The organism is Pseudohalioglobus sediminis (assembly GCF_008370495.1).
Taxonomy (GTDB): domain Bacteria; phylum Pseudomonadota; class Gammaproteobacteria; order Pseudomonadales; family Halieaceae; genus Halioglobus.
On record NZ_VTUX01000009.1, the window covers coordinates 66,566 to 82,404 of the forward strand.

The 15,839-nt window shown below is 59.4% G+C and carries 14 protein-coding genes and 1 tRNA gene; 5 read left to right on the forward strand and 10 right to left on the reverse strand.

Annotated features, from left to right (window positions below):
• The first annotated feature begins 17 nt into the window (after positions 1 to 17).
• The 3 genes from F0M18_RS16790 to F0M18_RS16800 all read left to right on the forward strand — a co-directional run bounded on the left by F0M18_RS16790 (position 18) and on the right by F0M18_RS16800 (position 2,366).
• Positions 18 to 1,151 (forward strand): DnaT-like ssDNA-binding domain-containing protein, encoded by a 1,134-nt coding sequence (locus tag F0M18_RS16790; protein WP_149612625.1) that lies wholly within the window; start codon positions 18 to 20, stop codon positions 1,149 to 1,151.
• 28 nt (positions 1,152 to 1,179) lie between these two features.
• Positions 1,180 to 1,731 (forward strand): replication protein P, encoded by a 552-nt coding sequence (locus tag F0M18_RS16795; RefSeq protein ID WP_262500981.1) that lies wholly within the window; start codon positions 1,180 to 1,182, stop codon positions 1,729 to 1,731.
• Positions 1,732 to 2,072: 341 nt separating this feature from the next.
• The gene (locus F0M18_RS16800) at positions 2,073 to 2,366 is read left to right on the forward strand and encodes a GIY-YIG nuclease family protein (protein WP_149612626.1); all 294 of its coding nucleotides are present in this window, start codon (positions 2,073 to 2,075) and stop codon (positions 2,364 to 2,366) included.
• Between the two features lie 14 nt (positions 2,367 to 2,380).
• Here the strand turns inward: F0M18_RS16800 and dnaB are convergent, their stop codons facing one another.
• From dnaB to gdhA, 8 genes are all read right to left on the reverse strand, one after another.
• Positions 2,381 to 3,790 (reverse strand): replicative DNA helicase, encoded by a 1,410-nt coding sequence (gene dnaB / locus F0M18_RS16805; protein WP_149612627.1) that lies wholly within the window; start codon positions 3,788 to 3,790, stop codon positions 2,381 to 2,383.
• 273 nt (positions 3,791 to 4,063) lie between these two features.
• Entirely contained in the window at positions 4,064 to 4,513 is a 450-nt protein-coding gene (rplI, locus tag F0M18_RS16810) for a 50S ribosomal protein L9 (protein ID WP_149612628.1), read from the reverse strand.
• 47 nt (positions 4,514 to 4,560) lie between these two features.
• Complete coding sequence (locus F0M18_RS16815; RefSeq protein ID WP_149612629.1) at positions 4,561 to 5,448, reverse strand: YybS family protein; 888 nt, start codon at positions 5,446 to 5,448, stop codon at positions 4,561 to 4,563.
• Positions 5,449 to 5,487: 39 nt separating this feature from the next.
• The gene (gene rpsR / locus F0M18_RS16820; protein ID WP_149612630.1) at positions 5,488 to 5,715 is read right to left on the reverse strand and encodes a 30S ribosomal protein S18; all 228 of its coding nucleotides are present in this window, start codon (positions 5,713 to 5,715) and stop codon (positions 5,488 to 5,490) included.
• 17 nt (positions 5,716 to 5,732) lie between these two features.
• Complete coding sequence (rpsF, locus tag F0M18_RS16825) at positions 5,733 to 6,176, reverse strand: 30S ribosomal protein S6 (protein WP_149612631.1); 444 nt, start codon at positions 6,174 to 6,176, stop codon at positions 5,733 to 5,735.
• Positions 6,177 to 6,580: 404 nt separating this feature from the next.
• Positions 6,581 to 7,339 carry a 23S rRNA (guanosine(2251)-2'-O)-methyltransferase RlmB gene (rlmB, locus tag F0M18_RS16830; protein WP_149612632.1) on the reverse strand — a complete coding sequence of 253 codons (759 nt, stop codon included), beginning with the start codon at positions 7,337 to 7,339 and terminating at the stop codon, positions 6,581 to 6,583.
• 69 nt (positions 7,340 to 7,408) lie between these two features.
• A complete protein-coding gene (rnr, locus tag F0M18_RS16835; protein WP_149612633.1) occupies positions 7,409 to 9,775 on the reverse strand; it encodes a ribonuclease R in 2,367 nt (788 codons plus the stop codon).
• A 208-nt stretch (positions 9,776 to 9,983) separates the two neighbouring features.
• Entirely contained in the window at positions 9,984 to 11,327 is a 1,344-nt protein-coding gene (gene gdhA, locus F0M18_RS16840) for an NADP-specific glutamate dehydrogenase (protein WP_149612634.1), read from the reverse strand.
• A gap of 181 nt (positions 11,328 to 11,508) precedes the next feature.
• Here gdhA and F0M18_RS16845 point away from each other — a divergent pair.
• Positions 11,509 to 11,595 (forward strand) — tRNA-Leu (locus F0M18_RS16845).
• A gap of 154 nt (positions 11,596 to 11,749) precedes the next feature.
• Here the strand turns inward: F0M18_RS16845 and F0M18_RS16850 are convergent.
• Positions 11,750 to 13,108 (reverse strand): metal-dependent hydrolase family protein, encoded by a 1,359-nt coding sequence (locus F0M18_RS16850; protein WP_149612635.1) that lies wholly within the window; start codon positions 13,106 to 13,108, stop codon positions 11,750 to 11,752.
• A gap of 259 nt (positions 13,109 to 13,367) precedes the next feature.
• On the opposite strand from F0M18_RS16850, the gene F0M18_RS16855 reads away from it, so the two are divergent.
• Positions 13,368 to 14,408, forward strand: coding sequence for an AraC family transcriptional regulator (locus F0M18_RS16855; protein ID WP_149612636.1), 1,041 nt, complete (start codon positions 13,368 to 13,370; stop codon positions 14,406 to 14,408).
• 125 nt (positions 14,409 to 14,533) lie between these two features.
• Here the strand turns inward: F0M18_RS16855 and F0M18_RS16860 are convergent, their stop codons facing one another.
• The gene (locus F0M18_RS16860; protein ID WP_188109772.1) at positions 14,534 to 15,766 is read right to left on the reverse strand and encodes a carbohydrate porin; all 1,233 of its coding nucleotides are present in this window, start codon (positions 15,764 to 15,766) and stop codon (positions 14,534 to 14,536) included.
• Positions 15,767 to 15,839: the final 73 nt, after the last annotated feature.

Consider the following 15,839-nt stretch of genomic DNA (forward strand, 5'->3'; position numbering starts at 1 on the left):
CAGAAACCGTAAACACGATGTCCGAATCCTCTTTTGTGCCCGAACGACAGCTGGTATTTTCCCCCGGCCTCGCGGCGACCATCGGCCTTGAGGAAGCCATCCTGCTGCAACACCTGCAGGCCCTGTTTGAGCATCGAGAGGCGCAACTGCGGGATAATTTTGCCTGGCTGAGGGTAGAGCGGAATTTCCTGCTGCACACACTGCCGTTCTGGAATGCGGTGGACCTGCACCGCATCACCCGCTCACTCGTCGACAAGGGCGTCATCCTGGTGGAATCGCCGCCACTGCACAGCAGCGAACACCTGTTATTCGCCATCAACGAACCCGTCCAGTCCGGCCGGGCCGCCCCCGAGGCGACGCCAACGCCGCAGCCAGCCTCGCCCTCGCGCCGCAGCGCCTCGCTGCTGCCGGTGCACTGGGCGCCCAGCGAAGACCTGCTGCAGTTGCTGGCGCTGAACCACAACATACCGCGCCAGTTCGCCCTCGACCAACTGGAAGATTTCATCTTTTACTGGCGCGAACGCGGCGAGACCTCGCATGCCTGGGAAAACAAGTTCCGCCAGCATGTGGTCAGCAACTGGCGCCGCCAGCAGAGCCAGGGGTCGACGTTTGCGGTGCAGGGGCCAATGCCGCTGGACGCCAACTGGCGGCCCAGCGACGACGCCATGGAGATCATGGCGCGCAGTGGCATCGCCGCCGACTTTATCGAACAGGCGATCCCCGAGTTCATCCTCTACTGGCGCGAGCGCGGCACCACACCCAAGGAGCTGAACTCCAAGTTTATCCAGCATATCCGTATCCAGTGGGCGCGCTTCAGCTCCAGCCTGGAACACAGCACAGAGCCAAAACGGATTGTGGATCACTGGCAGCCAAGTTCGGACGTGTATGACATACTGCGCATGTCCCATATCGACCTGGAATTTGCACGCTCGCTACTGCCGGAGTTCATTGTCTACTGGAAGGATTCCAACCAGGCGCACACCTCCTGGAACAGCAAGTTTCTGCAGCATGTAAAATACCACTGGGCCAAGCGCCATCAATTACAACAGACGGACACCAGCCATGGCGGACAGCAGGGAACTCATTCAACGGGTCGCACAAGAGATCGAAGCCTCGAAGACGACCTCACCGACACCAGCTGGGCCAACTGATTCAGCCAGGGCGGCGAGCGAAGCGCATGTGGAGGCCATCAACCAGGTCTTCGCCCTGTTTCGCCTCAATTATCACAACCAGTACTACGCCGCCTATCCCGACCAGAGCCAGCTGAAGCAAATCAAGAAGCTGTGGCTCGATTCGCTCGCGGGATTCCCGGTGGAACAGATCCTGAAAGGTGCCAAACACGCCATCGAGCATTCCGAGTACCTCCCCACCCTGCACCGCATGCTCGAGTGCTGCCACGCCGGGCTATCAGACTTGGGCCTGCCGGCTCCTCACGACGCCTACGTGGAGGCGTGCCAGGCGCCCTCGCCCAAGTCGGCGCAGGACTGGAGCCACGCTGCCGTCTACCTGGCAGGCCGCGACAGTGACTGGTTCTTCCTCGCCAACAACCCGGAACGGCTGACCTGGCCCGTGTTCAAGGAGAACTACCAGCGTTACGTCTCGGCCGTGTTGCGAGGCGAGCAGCTGGAGATGCCGGAACCCGCGGCGCTGGAGCAGAAGCCATCGCAAGCGCTAACGCGTGAGGAGCAGCTGGCACAGCTGAAGCAGTTGCGAGAACGCAGCGGGCTGTAAGTCATCTCCAGCCTCCAATCCCCCGGATCCCGCGATGGCGGAGCACCGCCTACGCGGGGATGACAAATCACGGTCAAGGCTTACCTGACGCGAGATCCCCACCTACGCGGGGATGACAAATCACGGCCAGGGCTTACCTGACGCAGGATCCCACCTGCGCGGGGATGACAAATCACGGTCAAGGCTTACCTGACGCGGGATTCCCGCCTGCGCGGGTGACAAGCTTTACAAATACGGCAGTGCTCAAATCAACGCGTAATTCATCCGTATTCGCCAACGTCATTCCCGCGCAGGCGGGAATCCAGTAGGCTCGATGCCTCATCCATACCAGGGAGGGTAGGATGGCTTCGCAACCTGCGGTTTATATTCTGGCAAGTCGGCGTAACGGTACGCTCTATATCGGCGTCACCAGCAATCTGATACAGCGTGTCTGGCAACACAGGAACCTGCTGGCGGAGGGCTTTACCTGTCGCTACACCGTGCATCGACTGGTGTATTTCGAACTGTTTACAGACATGGACAATGCGATTGCGCGCGAAAAACGGCTGAAAAAATGGCACCGGGCATGGAAGCTGCGCATTATCGAGGAGAAGAACCCGCACTGGCTTGACCTGTGGGACCAGATTTTCCCGTGATAGCGTGCCGGTTATCAGTGCTCGTCAGCGAAGCCCCGGGCGAGATTCTCGAAGCGCGTGTACTGGCCGATGAACGCCAGTTTGCACATCCCGATCGGGCCGTTACGCTGCTTGCCGATGATGATTTCGGCGGTGCCCTTGTCCGGTGAGTCCTCGTTGTAGACCTCGTCCCGGTAGATGAACATGATCACATCGGCATCCTGCTCGATGGCGCCGGATTCGCGCAGGTCAGAGTTGACCGGACGCTTGTTGGGGCGCTGTTCCAGGGAGCGGTTCAGCTGTGATAGCGCCACGACCGGTACCTGGAATTCCTTGGCGATGGCTTTCAGGCTGCGGGAAATCTCGGAAATCTCTGCCGTGCGGCCCTCGGAGGATCCCGCCACCTGCATCAGCTGCAGATAGTCGAGCATGATCATGCCCAGTTCACCGTTGTTTTCGCGCACCACCTTGCGCACGCGACTGCGCACCTCGGTCGGCGTCAATGCCGGCGTATCGTCGATAAACAGCGGCATATCGTGCAGCTTGTTGATGGCGACGGTGAGCTTGGGCCAGTCCTCCTGCTCCAGCTTACCGGTACGGATACGGGTCTGGTCGATGCGGCCAATGGACGACAGCATACGAATCACCAGCTGGTCCGCCGGCATTTCCATGGAAAACACCAGGATCGGCCGCTGGGTGCCCAACAGGGCGTTCTCCACCAGGTTCATGGCGAAGGAGGTTTTACCCATGGAGGGTCGGCCCGCCACGATAACCAGGTCTGAAGGCTGCAGCCCGGAGGTCATGTTGTCGAGGTCGGCGAAACCCGTGGTCAGGCCGGTAATGTCCCCGCCCGAACTGTACAGCTCCTCGATGCGGTCGAGTGCCTTTTTCAGCAGCGGGTTAACCTCCTGCGGCCCGCCGGCCTTGGGCCCCTGCTCGCTGATCTGCATGATGCGCCGTTCGGCCTCGTCCAGCAGTTCCTGCGAAGTGCGCCCCTCCGGGCTGAAGCCGGAATCGGCAATTTCCTGCGCCGCTTCAATCAGCTTGCGCAGGCTGGCACGCTCCCGCACAACCTGGGCATAGGCCCTGATATTGGACGCACTGGGGGTATTCTGGGCCAGCTCTGCGAGATAGGGCAGGCCGCCGGCGCCATCGAGCTCACCCTTGGCTTCCAGCTTGTCGGCCACGGTAATCACGTCGATGGGCTCTGCGGCGTCAGCCAACAGGGCGATTTCGCGGAAAATTGAGCGGTGCGCCGGCCGGTAGAAATCCGCGGCGGCCACTTCTTCCGCCACCGCGTCCCAGCCATCCGCCGAGAGCAACAGGCCGCCGATAACGGACTGCTCTGCTTCCAGCGAGTGAGGCTGCATCTTGATCCGGGCTATCTCGCCATCGGCGGAACCGGGCAGCTCGGAAACGTTGGGTGGGTAGCCGGGATCTTCCATGTATTACGATTTCTTATTTGGCCTGACAGGGTACCGAAAAAGCCTGGCAGCTGTCATCAATCTGCGGTTGATTGCCAGGTGAAATGTGCCCGGGGCGCCCGTAGGAGCGGCTTCAGCCGCGATCAGTTGGGATATCTGCACACCCTATCGCGGCTGAAGCCGCTCTCAGGGCGCGCGACACTGAAGTGACAGACACAAAAAATGCACCGGCCAGCTATGACCGGTGCATCTCAGTCTTCTGCAGCCGCCCGTTTCCGGGCAGCGGGCAACGATTTACTCGGCTACCACGGCCAGCGCGATATCGCCGGTCACGTCGCCGTGGACCTGGATGACGATCTCGTACTCACCCAGCTCACGCAGCGCACCTTCAGGCAGGCGCACTTCAGACTTGTCGATTTCCACACCGGCAGCGGTGACCGCGTCGGCGATGTCGCGCGTGCCGATTGAGCCGAACAGCTTGCCTTCTTCACCGGCATTGGCGGTGATGGTGATCAGCTGCAGCTCGTTAATTGCAGCAGCGCGCGCTTCCGCAGCGGCCAGTGCCTCTGCTGCTGCCGCTTCCAGTTCAGCGCGGCGCGCCTCAAACTGGGCCACTGCATCTTCAGTGGCAGGCACTGCTTTACCCTGCGGGATCAGGTAGTTACGGCCAAAACCGGCTTTCACGTCAACCTTGTCACCCAGGGCACCCAGGTTGCTGATGTTCTCCAGCAAAATGACTTCCATCTTACTTTCCTCTTAATGGGGAGCGTGCTCCCGCTACTTCAAAATTCTCATTCGTCATCGCGGCGGCTGACATCCCGGGTGGCAGAGCCACTCCAGCGCTGGCGAAAATCAAACCAGCTGTCAGCGATAGCCGCGAAGACCACCATCAACTTCACCGGGTCCAGTATCAACCAGGCCAGGTAAAAGGCGACCAGCCAACCTGTGCCCTGCCCCTTGAGGTGGACCCTGGCATGCACCAGCGCGAGGCCGGCGAAACTCAGCGGCAGCATCACAATCATTGCCCAACTGCGATACTCAACACCGATACTGGACAGCACAACAGCTACCAGGGCCAGGGCCGTCACCACCAGCGGCGAATACCGCAGCGCCCTGAACTCAGTGCCAAAACCGCCCGGGTTGTAAAGGGCTGCCTGCCAGTAGCGGCCCAGCATCAGGCACAACACCGCAGTCATCCCGGTGCCAGCCCCCATCATTCCCGCGATCTGCGCGGCGGTGGGCCGGGCCAGCTGTACGGGCTCACCACCCTGTGACAGCTGCTGTTCCATATTGGCCAGGAACTCGCCAAAAACACTCACCATCTGCTCGAGATAGTGGCTGCCCAGCGTCATCAGTACCAGGGCACTGAAAACCCCTACAGCAATGCTGGCCAATACGGCCAACGGCAGATTCACAGTGGTGCGCAGTATCACCGCCAGCAGTGTCGTTCCCACCAGCAGTGAGAGCGGTCCACCATCGCCGACGGCATACAACAGCACACCCGACGGTAACAGGGCCCAGAACAACAGCTGGACCCCGGGTCCCACGCCTTTGCGCAGGGTGACCAGTGCCACCACGGCGGCACTGATCCAGCAAAACAACAGGCTTCCGGCGCCCGCCACGGTCAGCAGCAGGGCCTGGAAACGTCCGCGCATGGCAAACTCAGCTATCGCCTTCATCGACCGATGCCTCGCTACGCCAAGCGCGGTACAGGATTCTTAGTTATGGGAATCCGAGTACGGCAGCAGGGCCAGGAAACGCGCGCGCTTCACTGCGGTAGCCAGCTGACGCTGGTACTTGGCCTTGGTACCGGTGATACGACTGGGTACGATCTTGCCAGTTTCAGACACATAGGCCTTCAGGGTGTCGAGATCCTTGTAATCGATCTCTTTAACGCCTTCGGCGGTGAAACGGCAGAACTTACGGCGACGGAAAAAACGGGCCATGACAATACTCCTCTCTATTACTCTTCGGAGGCGGCTGTTTCTTCAGCCGGCTCTGCTGCTTTTTCGGCGGGCTTTTCCTCGGCCGCGGGGGCCTCGGCTGCCTTGCGCTCTTCGTAACGGCTCTTGCGCTCGCGCGACTCTTTCTCGGCCTTCATGATGTCGGATTCACCGGTCACGGCCTCATCGCGGCGGATCACCAGGTTACGGATCACAGCGTCGTTGTAACGGAAGGTGGTGGTCAACTCTTCCATGGCGTCGTTGGATGCTTCCACGTTCATCAGCACGTAGTGTGCCTTGTGGATCTTGTTGATGGGGTAGGCCAGCTGGCGACGACCCCAGTCTTCCAGGCGGTGTACCTGGCCACCATCCTTGGTGATGGTGTTGGAGTAGCGCTCGATCATGCCGGGCACTTGCTCTGACTGGTCCGGGTGGACCATAAATACGATTTCGTAATGACGCATTGAATAGCTCCTTACGGGTTAATGCTGCCCATCAATGTGGTGCAGCAAGGAGGATCGGCGGCACGGGGCCCCCGGGCAAATTTTGAGGCGCGGATTGTATAGAGTTTGAGCAGGGGTAGCAAGCCTGTGGAATGCCCCTTCTACATTAACGCTCGCAATGCCGGGCGGTGAGGCAATCGGTATCCGGCCAGGTCCCGGAACTGCCGCCCGAAAACCGCCAAAAAGCGGCATCCGTGCCAGGCTTGGCGTCGGCCGTCCCTGGCCGACGACATTTTCGGGCGGCAGTTCCGGCACCTGTCCTCCGTCATCGACTCAGCTGACGCTTATTGGCGATTTTCGGGAGGGAAACCCGGCACCTAGACCATGTGTGCAAGAACTCTCGGCCCAGCCTGCCCGGTGTCCGCTTACGCCCCCCGCTGCCGCACCACCTCAAACAGGCAGATGCCGGTCGCCACCGAGACATTGAGGCTGCTTACCGAGCCGGACATGGGCAACTTGACCAGGAAATCGCAATGCTCGCGGGTCAGGCGCCGCAGCCCGCCCCCCTCGGCGCCCATTACCAGCGCAGCGGAGCCACGTAAGTCACTGTCATAAATAGTTTTTCCTGCCTCGCCAGCAGTGCCGTAGACCCACACATTGCGTTCCTGCAGGGCCTTGAGGGTGCGGGCTATATTGGTAACCCGGACAAAAGGCACCACTTCGGCGGCGCCGCAGGCCACCTTGCGGGCGGTGGGCGTGAGGTCGGCCGACTTATCCTTGGGCACTACCACCGCATCGACACCGGCGGCATCGGCACTGCGCAGGCAGGCGCCCAGGTTGTGGGGGTCGGTGACGCCGTCGAGCACCAGGATCAGCACCGGCCCCTGTTTTTCATCCACGGCGCGCAGCAGATCGCTTTCCTGCCACAGGTTGGACTGGACAACGCTACCATGCACCGGCGCATCCAGCGTTTCCGCCACCACACCCTGGTGGCGCCCGCTGACCATATCGTCAAGGTCCTTGCGTGGCTCGCGGGCAATCGGCACTCCCTGGTTCTGGGCCAGCTCCAGCAGGGCCGCTATACGCTTGTCTTCCCGCCCCTGCTGCACCCACAGGCGCTGCACCGAGCGCGGGTTCTGCCGCAGCAGGCTGTCAACCGCATGTATTCCATAGATGTACTGCATGCTTACACTCTCGCACTCACGATCGCGCTATTCACCCTTTAGGTAGGGGCCGGAAGTGACGGCCACGGCCTAGTGGTGGCGCCGCAATCCTGTCTTGCCCTTGCCACGGCCTTTCTGGGCCGTCGCGGACTTGCCACCGCGCTTGCGCCTGGACCCTTTCTCTTTCGCCTGTCCCGACTTTTTCGATGCCTGCTGTTTCGGCCCCTTCTTTGGCGGCCTCGCATCGATCATTTCCAGGTCGATCTTGCGGTCGTCCAGGTCCACCCGGGCGACCTGCACCCGCACCTTGCCGCCCAGCTGGAAACTGCGCCCGGTGCGCTCACCGGTAAGTCGCTGCTTGGCGTGATCAAAGTTGTAGTAATCACCCGGCAGAGACGTCACATGCACCAGGCCCTCGATGTACAGGTCGCTGAGCTCCACGAACAGGCCGAAGCTGGTCACGGCGGCAATCACGCCGTCAAATTCGTCGCCCACGTGCTCCTGCAGGTATTCGCACTTGAGCCATGCATCCACCTCGCGAGTGGCGTCATCGGCGCGGCGCTCCGTCATGGAGCAATGATCCCCGTGCACGGTCATGGCATGGATGTCGTAGGGGAAGATCCGCTTGCCCGGGATTGGCTCGGCGCCCTCCACACGGCGCACGCCCTCTGCCGGCTGCTGTGAGCGCACCAGGGAGCGAATGCCGCGGTGAACCAGCAAATCGGGATAGCGGCGGATCGGCGAGGTGAAATGCGCATAGGCCTCGTAGTGCAGGCCGAAGTGGCCGCCGTTCTCGGGCTGGTACTTGGCCTGGCTGAGCGAACGCAGCAACATGGTCTGGATCACATGGGCGTCGTCACGATCCGCGATCTGCTCCAACAAATGCTGGTAATGCAGCGGTGTGGGTTTAACGCCGCCGCTTAATTCCAGACCCAGCTCCCCGAGGAATTTGCGCAGCGCTTCCAGTTTTTCTTCACTGGGCCCCTCGTGCACCCGGTAGAGAATCGGCAACTCGTTGGCCTCGAAGAAGCGCGCGGCCGCCACGTTGGCACAGAGCATGGCTTCTTCGATGAGCTTGTGCGCATCATTGCGCACCACCGGCACGATGGACTCGATCTTTTTCTGGCGGTCAAAAATAATGCGTGTTTCCACGGTATCGAAATCAATGGCGCCGCGCTCGTCCCTGGCGCCGCGCAGGACCTTGTACAGCGCGTGCAAACGACCGAGGTCGTCTACCCGCTCAGAGTCCACGTCGGGGTGGCTGCCCCATTCCAGTACCTCACCCACCTGGGTGTAGGTCAGTCGGGCATGAGAATGAATCACCGCTTCATAGAACTCATACCGGGTGAGCCGACCCGTCCGCGACAGCTCCATTTCGCACACCATGGCCAGGCGATCGACCCTGGGTTTGAGCGAACACAGCCCGTTGGACAGCACCTCCGGCAACATCGGCACCACACGCTCGGGGAAATAGACCGAGTTGCCGCGATTGGCCGCCTCTTCGTCCAGGGCCATGCCGGGACGGACGTAGTGGGACACATCGGCGATGGCTACAAACAGGCGCCAGCCACCGCGCCGCTTCTCGCAGTACACCGCATCGTCGAAGTCGCGCGCGTCCTCGCCGTCGATGGTGACGAAAGGCAACTTGCGCAGGTCCACGCGGTGCTGTTTGTCGGCTTCTGCAGGCTCCTCATCAAGGCTGCCGGCCTCCGACTGCACCGCTTCCGGCCACTCGAAGGGAATGCCGTGGGAGCGAATGGCAACGTCGATTTCAAGGCCCGGGTCGAGGTGGTCGCCGAGTATCTCGGTAATGCTCGCCTTGGCACCCAGCCGCCGTGTGGGGTAGTCGGTGATTTGCGCGGTGACGATCTGGCCATTGGCCGCACCGTTTTTCTCCTTTGGCGGGATCAGGAACTGGTGGGTGAGGCGCCCGTTCTCCGGGATGACAAAGCCAATACCGCTTTCTTCCTGGTAGCGGCCCACCACCGTGGTAATGCCGCGCGACAGCACCTCGACAACCTTGCCCTCGAGGCGGCCACGCCGGTCCTCCCCGGTGACCATGATCAGCACCTCGTCGCCATCAAACACGAAGTGCATCTGCCGCGCATTGAGATAGATGTCGTCACCTTCGCCGAGCGGCATGGCAAAGCCGTAGCCATCGCGGTGGCCCTGCACCTTGCAGTGGATCAGGTTCATCTTATCCACCAGGCCGTAAGCGCCCTTGCGATCCGACATGATCTGGCCGTCGCGCTCCATGGCGCGCAGGCGCTTGCGCAGGGCATCGACCTGTTCCGCTTCAGTCAGGTTCAGCTTTCTGCACAGTTTGTCGTGATTCAGCGGCTTGTTGACTTCTTCCAGCAACTCGAGGATCAGTTCCCTGCTGGGAATGGGATTATCGTAATTGGCCGCTTCACGCGCAGCGTGAGGATCGGTTTTGGTTTTTTTCTCTCGGGCCATGAAATGGGGCCTATGTATTAAACGTGGGGTGAATGGATTGTTCTCGCTCCCGATCAGGCGGTGTTCCGCCAATGCGAAATTCGGTAAGCGGCAGCACCCTTCCCCGCTCAATAGCAGGCTGACATCCTCACAAAAAATGAGGATGTGGATGACTACACCCTCATTATACGCCAGGGAGCGGAGGATAGCGGCACTTTCCCCCGCAGGCTCAGATCACGCCATAGGCCAGCATGGCGTCGGCCACCTTGATGAAGCCGGCCACATTGGCGCCCTGCACATAGTTCACGTGGTCCTCTTCCTGCCCGTAGCGGACACACTTGCGATGAATATTGGTGACGATCTGCCGCAACCGCGTTTCCAGCTCATCCGCCGTCCAGGACATGCGCTGGCTGTTCTGGCTCATCTCCAGGCCGGACACCGCCACGCCGCCGGCGTTCGCTGCCTTGCCCGGGCCGTAAACCACCCCCGCTTCCTGCAGCACATGCACCGCAGCAGACGTTGTCGGCATATTGGCGCCCTCGGACACGGCAATGCAGCCGTTGCTGACCAGTTTGCGCGCATCCTCCTCCTCGAGCTCATTCTGCGTGGCGCAGGGGAAAGCCAGGTCACACTCCACACCCCAGGGACGCCCCTCGTGGAACTCGCAGCCGTATTTTTCGGCGTACTCCTGTATACGGCCCCGGCGCTCAAGTTTCAGCTCCTTGATCCAGGCGAGTTTCTCCTGGTCGATGCCGTCAGCGTCGTAAATAAAGCCAGAAGAATCCGAGAGAGTCACCACCTTGCCGCCCAGCTGGATTAACTTTTCGGCACAGAATATCGCCACGTTGCCGGAACCGGACACCACGCAGGTCTTGCCATCGATGCCGTCGTCGCGATGGTGCAGCATTTCCTCCATAAAGAAGGCGTTGCCATAACCGGTTGCTTCCGTGCGGATCAGGCTGCCGCCATATTCCAGCGCCTTGCCGGTGAGCACGCCGGTGAACTCCTTGGCCAGGCGCTTGTACTGACCGAACATATAGCTGATTTCGCGGGCGCCGACACCGATGTCGCCAGCGGGCACATCCACGTCTGCACCGATATGGTGCCAGAGCTCCGTCATGTATGACTGGCAGAAGCGCATCACCTCGCGGTCTGACTTGCCCTTGGGATTGAAATCCGCCCCACCCTTGCCAGAACCCATGGGCAGGGTGGTGAGGCTGTTCTTGAAAGTCTGCTCAAACCCCAGGAACTTGAGTACGGAAAGGTTGACCGAGGGGTGGAAACGCAGCCCGCCCTTGTAAGGGCCAATGGCATTGTTGAACTGCACCCGGTAGCCGCGGTTGATGCGCACGTTGCCCTCATCGTCCTCCCACACCACGCGGAATATCAGCGTCCGGTCCGGCTCGGTCATCCGCTCCAGGATGCGCGCCTCGCGGTAGCGCTGTTTATCCAGTATGTAGGGGATGACCGACGCGGCAACCTCATGGACGGCCTGGTGGAATTCCTTCTCGCCGGGATTGCGCTTGACCAGTCCGTCCATGAAGCGGTCAAGGGTGAGTTCGTCGTAGTTCATGGGCTTTGCCTGTTTTTTATAAGGTCATGATTTAACTACGATATAAGGCATTGCCCAGATCGTTACAAGCGACTATTTTCACCCGCCGATTTTTGCCGGCACGGCATTGACAAAAACACCTCGGGTCAGTAAAGTGCGCGCCCTCGGGTTGCGCTGCGGCAAACACAGCGCCACCCGCGATGCCCAGGTGGTGAAATTGGTAGACACGCTAGCTTCAGGTGCTAGTGCTCGCAAGGGCGTGGAGGTTCAAGTCCTCTCCTGGGCACCACATTCGAAAGGCCGGTCACATGACTGGCCTTTTTTGTGCCCGCACAGGTAGCAGGAGAGGACTTCCGGGGTCCGGCCTCCCGGCCGGCTGATAACGCGCCGGCGCGAACCCTCGCTCGAAGCGGTGCTTCGACAACGCGAGGAACATCCCTCTCTCAGTTCAATGTGTTCTTATAGATCACGCCGTCCTTCATAATCAGATCGAAGTTGTTCTCGTAATCCACCATGATCATGGCGTCTTCCACCGGGTTGCCATCAACCAGGAGGATGTCCGCATAGGCGCCTTCCTTGATCACACCCAGCGGACCAGCAGGGTATGGGTTCAGTTTGCCCGACAAGGCGAGCAATTCCCCAGCTTTTGATGTTGCCTGCATCAACACTTCATGCGATGACCAGGCTTCCAGGCGGTACTTGAACTCGTCATTCTGTTTGGTGAGCGCAGCAGGGCTACCGATGATATCGGTTGAAAATGCGACTTTCTCAATCTTGTACTCTTTGAGCAGCTTCATCTGATTCCTGGCGCCGTTCTGCACCTTGAGAAACTTGGGTGCAGCATGGGGTCCCAGTGCTGTCCTGACGGTCTCCTCGTCCAATCCAAGCAGCGAGAAGAAGGGGACGACCCAAACATCTGCTTTCTTGATTGCTTTCGCCGAAACCTCGGTCATCAGTTGGGCATGGTCAATACTTAGGACACCGGCGTCGATTGAACGCAGGATAGCCTCATCATTGTAAACGTGTACAAGCACGTATGTGTCCCAGTCCGCTGCGGCTTTTACAGCCGCCTCCAGTTCCTCTGGCAAATATTGCACGGTGTGCAGTGGATCCACACTCGACGACACGCCACCACCGGCCATTACCTTGATTTGTGAAGCGCCGAGGCGCAGGGCCTCCCGTGTCGCCCGCAGCACTTCGGGAACGCCGTCAGCCAGGAATTCCAGGTGTTGATTAAAGAAAGAAGGGGAAGCACCTTCAAAATTTGGGTGCGGTTCTGTGTAGTGGCGATGTTCGCCATGGCCTGACGTTTGCGAAATGACCGGCCCGGAAGGGTAGATGCGCGGGCCTACAGCCTTGCCCTTATCGATAGCTTTCTGCAGCCCCATGGCGGGCCCACCCGCGTCCCGCACACTGGTAAACCCGCGCAGCAACATCTTTTCCGCTTCAATGGTGGAAACTGCGCCCCAGTACATCCAGTCATAGTTGTCCCTGAGGTCGGCGATAGATTCGGTAATGGTCATGTGGACGTGAGCGTCGATCAGGCCCGGCATCAGGGTACGCCCACCGCCGTCGATCACTTCGGCGCCTTCGGGCTTCGGGATTGACACACCTACTGCAGCTATGAGGTTGTCTTCCACCAACACATTGGTGTTCTTAACCAGCGATTTGCTGACGCCATCAAACACGTTGACGTTGGTGAACATTATTCGATTAGGTGCTGCCGCTTCCTGGGCGAAGGAAAAACTGGCTGCAATAGAGATTGTTAGAGCAAGCAAAGTAACCGTGAGATGTTTCTTCATATTCTTCTCTCTTGGTCGGTAGAAGGCGAATCCTGCCCGCCACCGGCGTATTCAATTCAAGGTGCTCTCTTGGATCACGCGGTCCCTCATGATCAGTTTGATGTTGCCTGCAAACGAGGACGGTGCGGATAGCCAACTGTTGAGCGAGATGCTGCGCGCAATCATTAAAAGGTCGGAGTATCTGGCCAAATGCAGTTACGCCTCACACGAGTACAATTCTGCTGGTCAATACTAGCTAAATCCACGCCGGTGTTTATACTTGGTTTTTATCATTTCTGGACATACTACTCTCGCCGACATGGACACCGGTACGATCCCATTGATACGTGGCAGCCAGCTGTCACCCTTCATCAACTACCTTCATGATTGCGGGATTGGCGCAGACAAGTTGCTGAGAGTATGCCGTTGCCCCCTCAGGGAAGACTTTGACAATCCCGACCTGATCATACCCACGAATAGACTTTGGCAGTTCATTGAGGAAGCCGCTCGTGTACTGCGCGATAAAGATCTCGGATGGAAAGTAGCAATGCGGTACGGCGTTTACGGCGGCGGCCACTTCGGCTACCAACTGGAAAACCAGCCGTCCCTGAGAGAGGCTATTCGCTGCTACAGCAGCACGATTTCCGAACACGCCAGTGTCAGTCACGGACAACTCGAAGCCATCGGAGGTAACGTCTGGTTTTACCGAGCGACCCTGCCCAGGAAGGGGTCTGCGTACTTCCAGGTCGAACAGTACGCCCTGGGGACCCTGGTTCACATTGTGAAGCGCTACCTTGGGCGCCAGTGGCGCCCAAAACGCATCGCCATTACAACGAGGCCATCGCGGGCAGAACGGCTCGCCATTGCAGCTTCCTGTGACGAACTGATCACCGGTGCAGCAAGAGCGGCCATAGAAGTTCCGGTGGCGGGCCTCGATGCAACGCCAGGTGCCTTACCCGCCTCGATAAAGGAGCCTGGCATTCCCGCTAAACCTTTCCCTGACGAGGTCCCGCACATCCTTACGCAGATGTTGATGTATTACATTGGCGACTATCCCATTACCCTCAACGTGGTGAGCGATATACTTGAAATGCACCCGCGCACCCTGAATCGCCGGCTTGAGACCTACGGTTTGAGTTTCCGAGATGTCAGAAAGCAGGTCTTGATAGAACGGGCCAAATGGGAAATCAACAGAGCAACATTCTCGATAGAGGAAATTTCACGGCTACTCGGGTATTCGCACCAGAGTTCTTTTTCTCGCGCCTTCGCCGCAATCGTCGGGGTCCCGCCAAGAGAGTTCGCGGCACATGCTACGGATTGACTATCGATCGAGATGTTGAACAGACCCTGCAGTGGATAGCCAGGGACTGGAGGCGGGGAAAACGCAACTATCCAGCGCACGACAAAGCAATTCACGTGGGTCTGGACCCTAAATAATGGTGTATTTCAGAGGGTCAGGCGGATACGCAAACCAGTGACCCAGACGCTGTCGTCTTCTTCGTTCAGGGCCGGGTCCTTGAGTAACTGGATGTTGGGAGTAATCGCCAGGTTCTCCGCCAGTTGCAGGCGGTAGAAAAATTCGCCAGTCGTCTGGGCCTCCAACTCGTCCTGGGGCGGTTCTCCCCAGTTCACCGCCAGGCCCAGCAGATCGGCGTTACGACGAAACTTGCGCATAAAACCCAGAGTGTAGGATTTCTCCATTAAGGATGCGTCGCCGTCGGCCCATCCGGCCCGGGCAAAATACATCCAGCGCTGGTCACCACTGGTCCAATTGGCGCCGACTGTAAAGCCGCTGGCGGAATCCAGCCCGGCTTCCTCCCGCTCGTCCACGTGCCATACGCCCAGGTGAATGTTGGTGGTGTAACGTTCACCGCGGCCAGGTGACCAGCCCACCTCACCCCATTTGAAGAACTCGGAACCGTCGCGGAGCCATTGATAATTGGTGAGAGTGCCGTTGGCATCGTTAATGGATCCCTTGACGTACCAATTGTCTCCTAACCAAGTACCGCCCCCGAGACCCCAGGAGACGTCCGGGAACGCGACCGCCGGGTTCAGCAGGGTGGACAGGTTGGAGAATGAGGTCCAGGGATTGGCGTAGCCGAGTACGGCCAGGTAGTCCATGGGATCGAAACGGCCTGCGATAATACCACCGGAGCCATTGCCCAGACCCTGTTGCCAGTTAAAATCGATTACTTGCCAACCGATATCGTTGAACAGCACACCGGTCTGTCCGATGTATCCAGCCTCACCCCCCAGATTGGCAATGGTGATGTCAGAGCCGATCTTGTGGCGGTTATCCAGCTTGAATACCAGGCGTCCGGCATTCCTGTCCTGGCGATTAAAAGGTGTCCACTCCCCGTAGGCGCGCAAAATGCCCGAGGCGGCCCAGTTTTCGTCGGTCAGGGAGTCACTGAGGTGCTGATACCAGGCGGTGTAGTCAATACCGAAGCGTAAGCCGTGCCTGTCGTCAATCCGCGACTTGAAGTCATACCAGCCCTCCATCGAATCGTCGATTTCCGGGAAGCGCAGCAGGGGTTCGGTGCGAATATCCTCCTCTACCAGCAAGCGAGTCGGTGTATTCGGCGAACCGAGGTTTGCGCCACGGCCTTCGTAACCCACCTTGGTGAGCTGTCTTTCGGCAGGCTCCTCATTCTGCGCAAATACCTGGCTCTTTGACATTGCAAGGAGCACCAGCCCGGTAAGAGCTAGTCGCTGGTGTTTAACGGCGTAGTCCATCTTCAGGTCCCTGGGA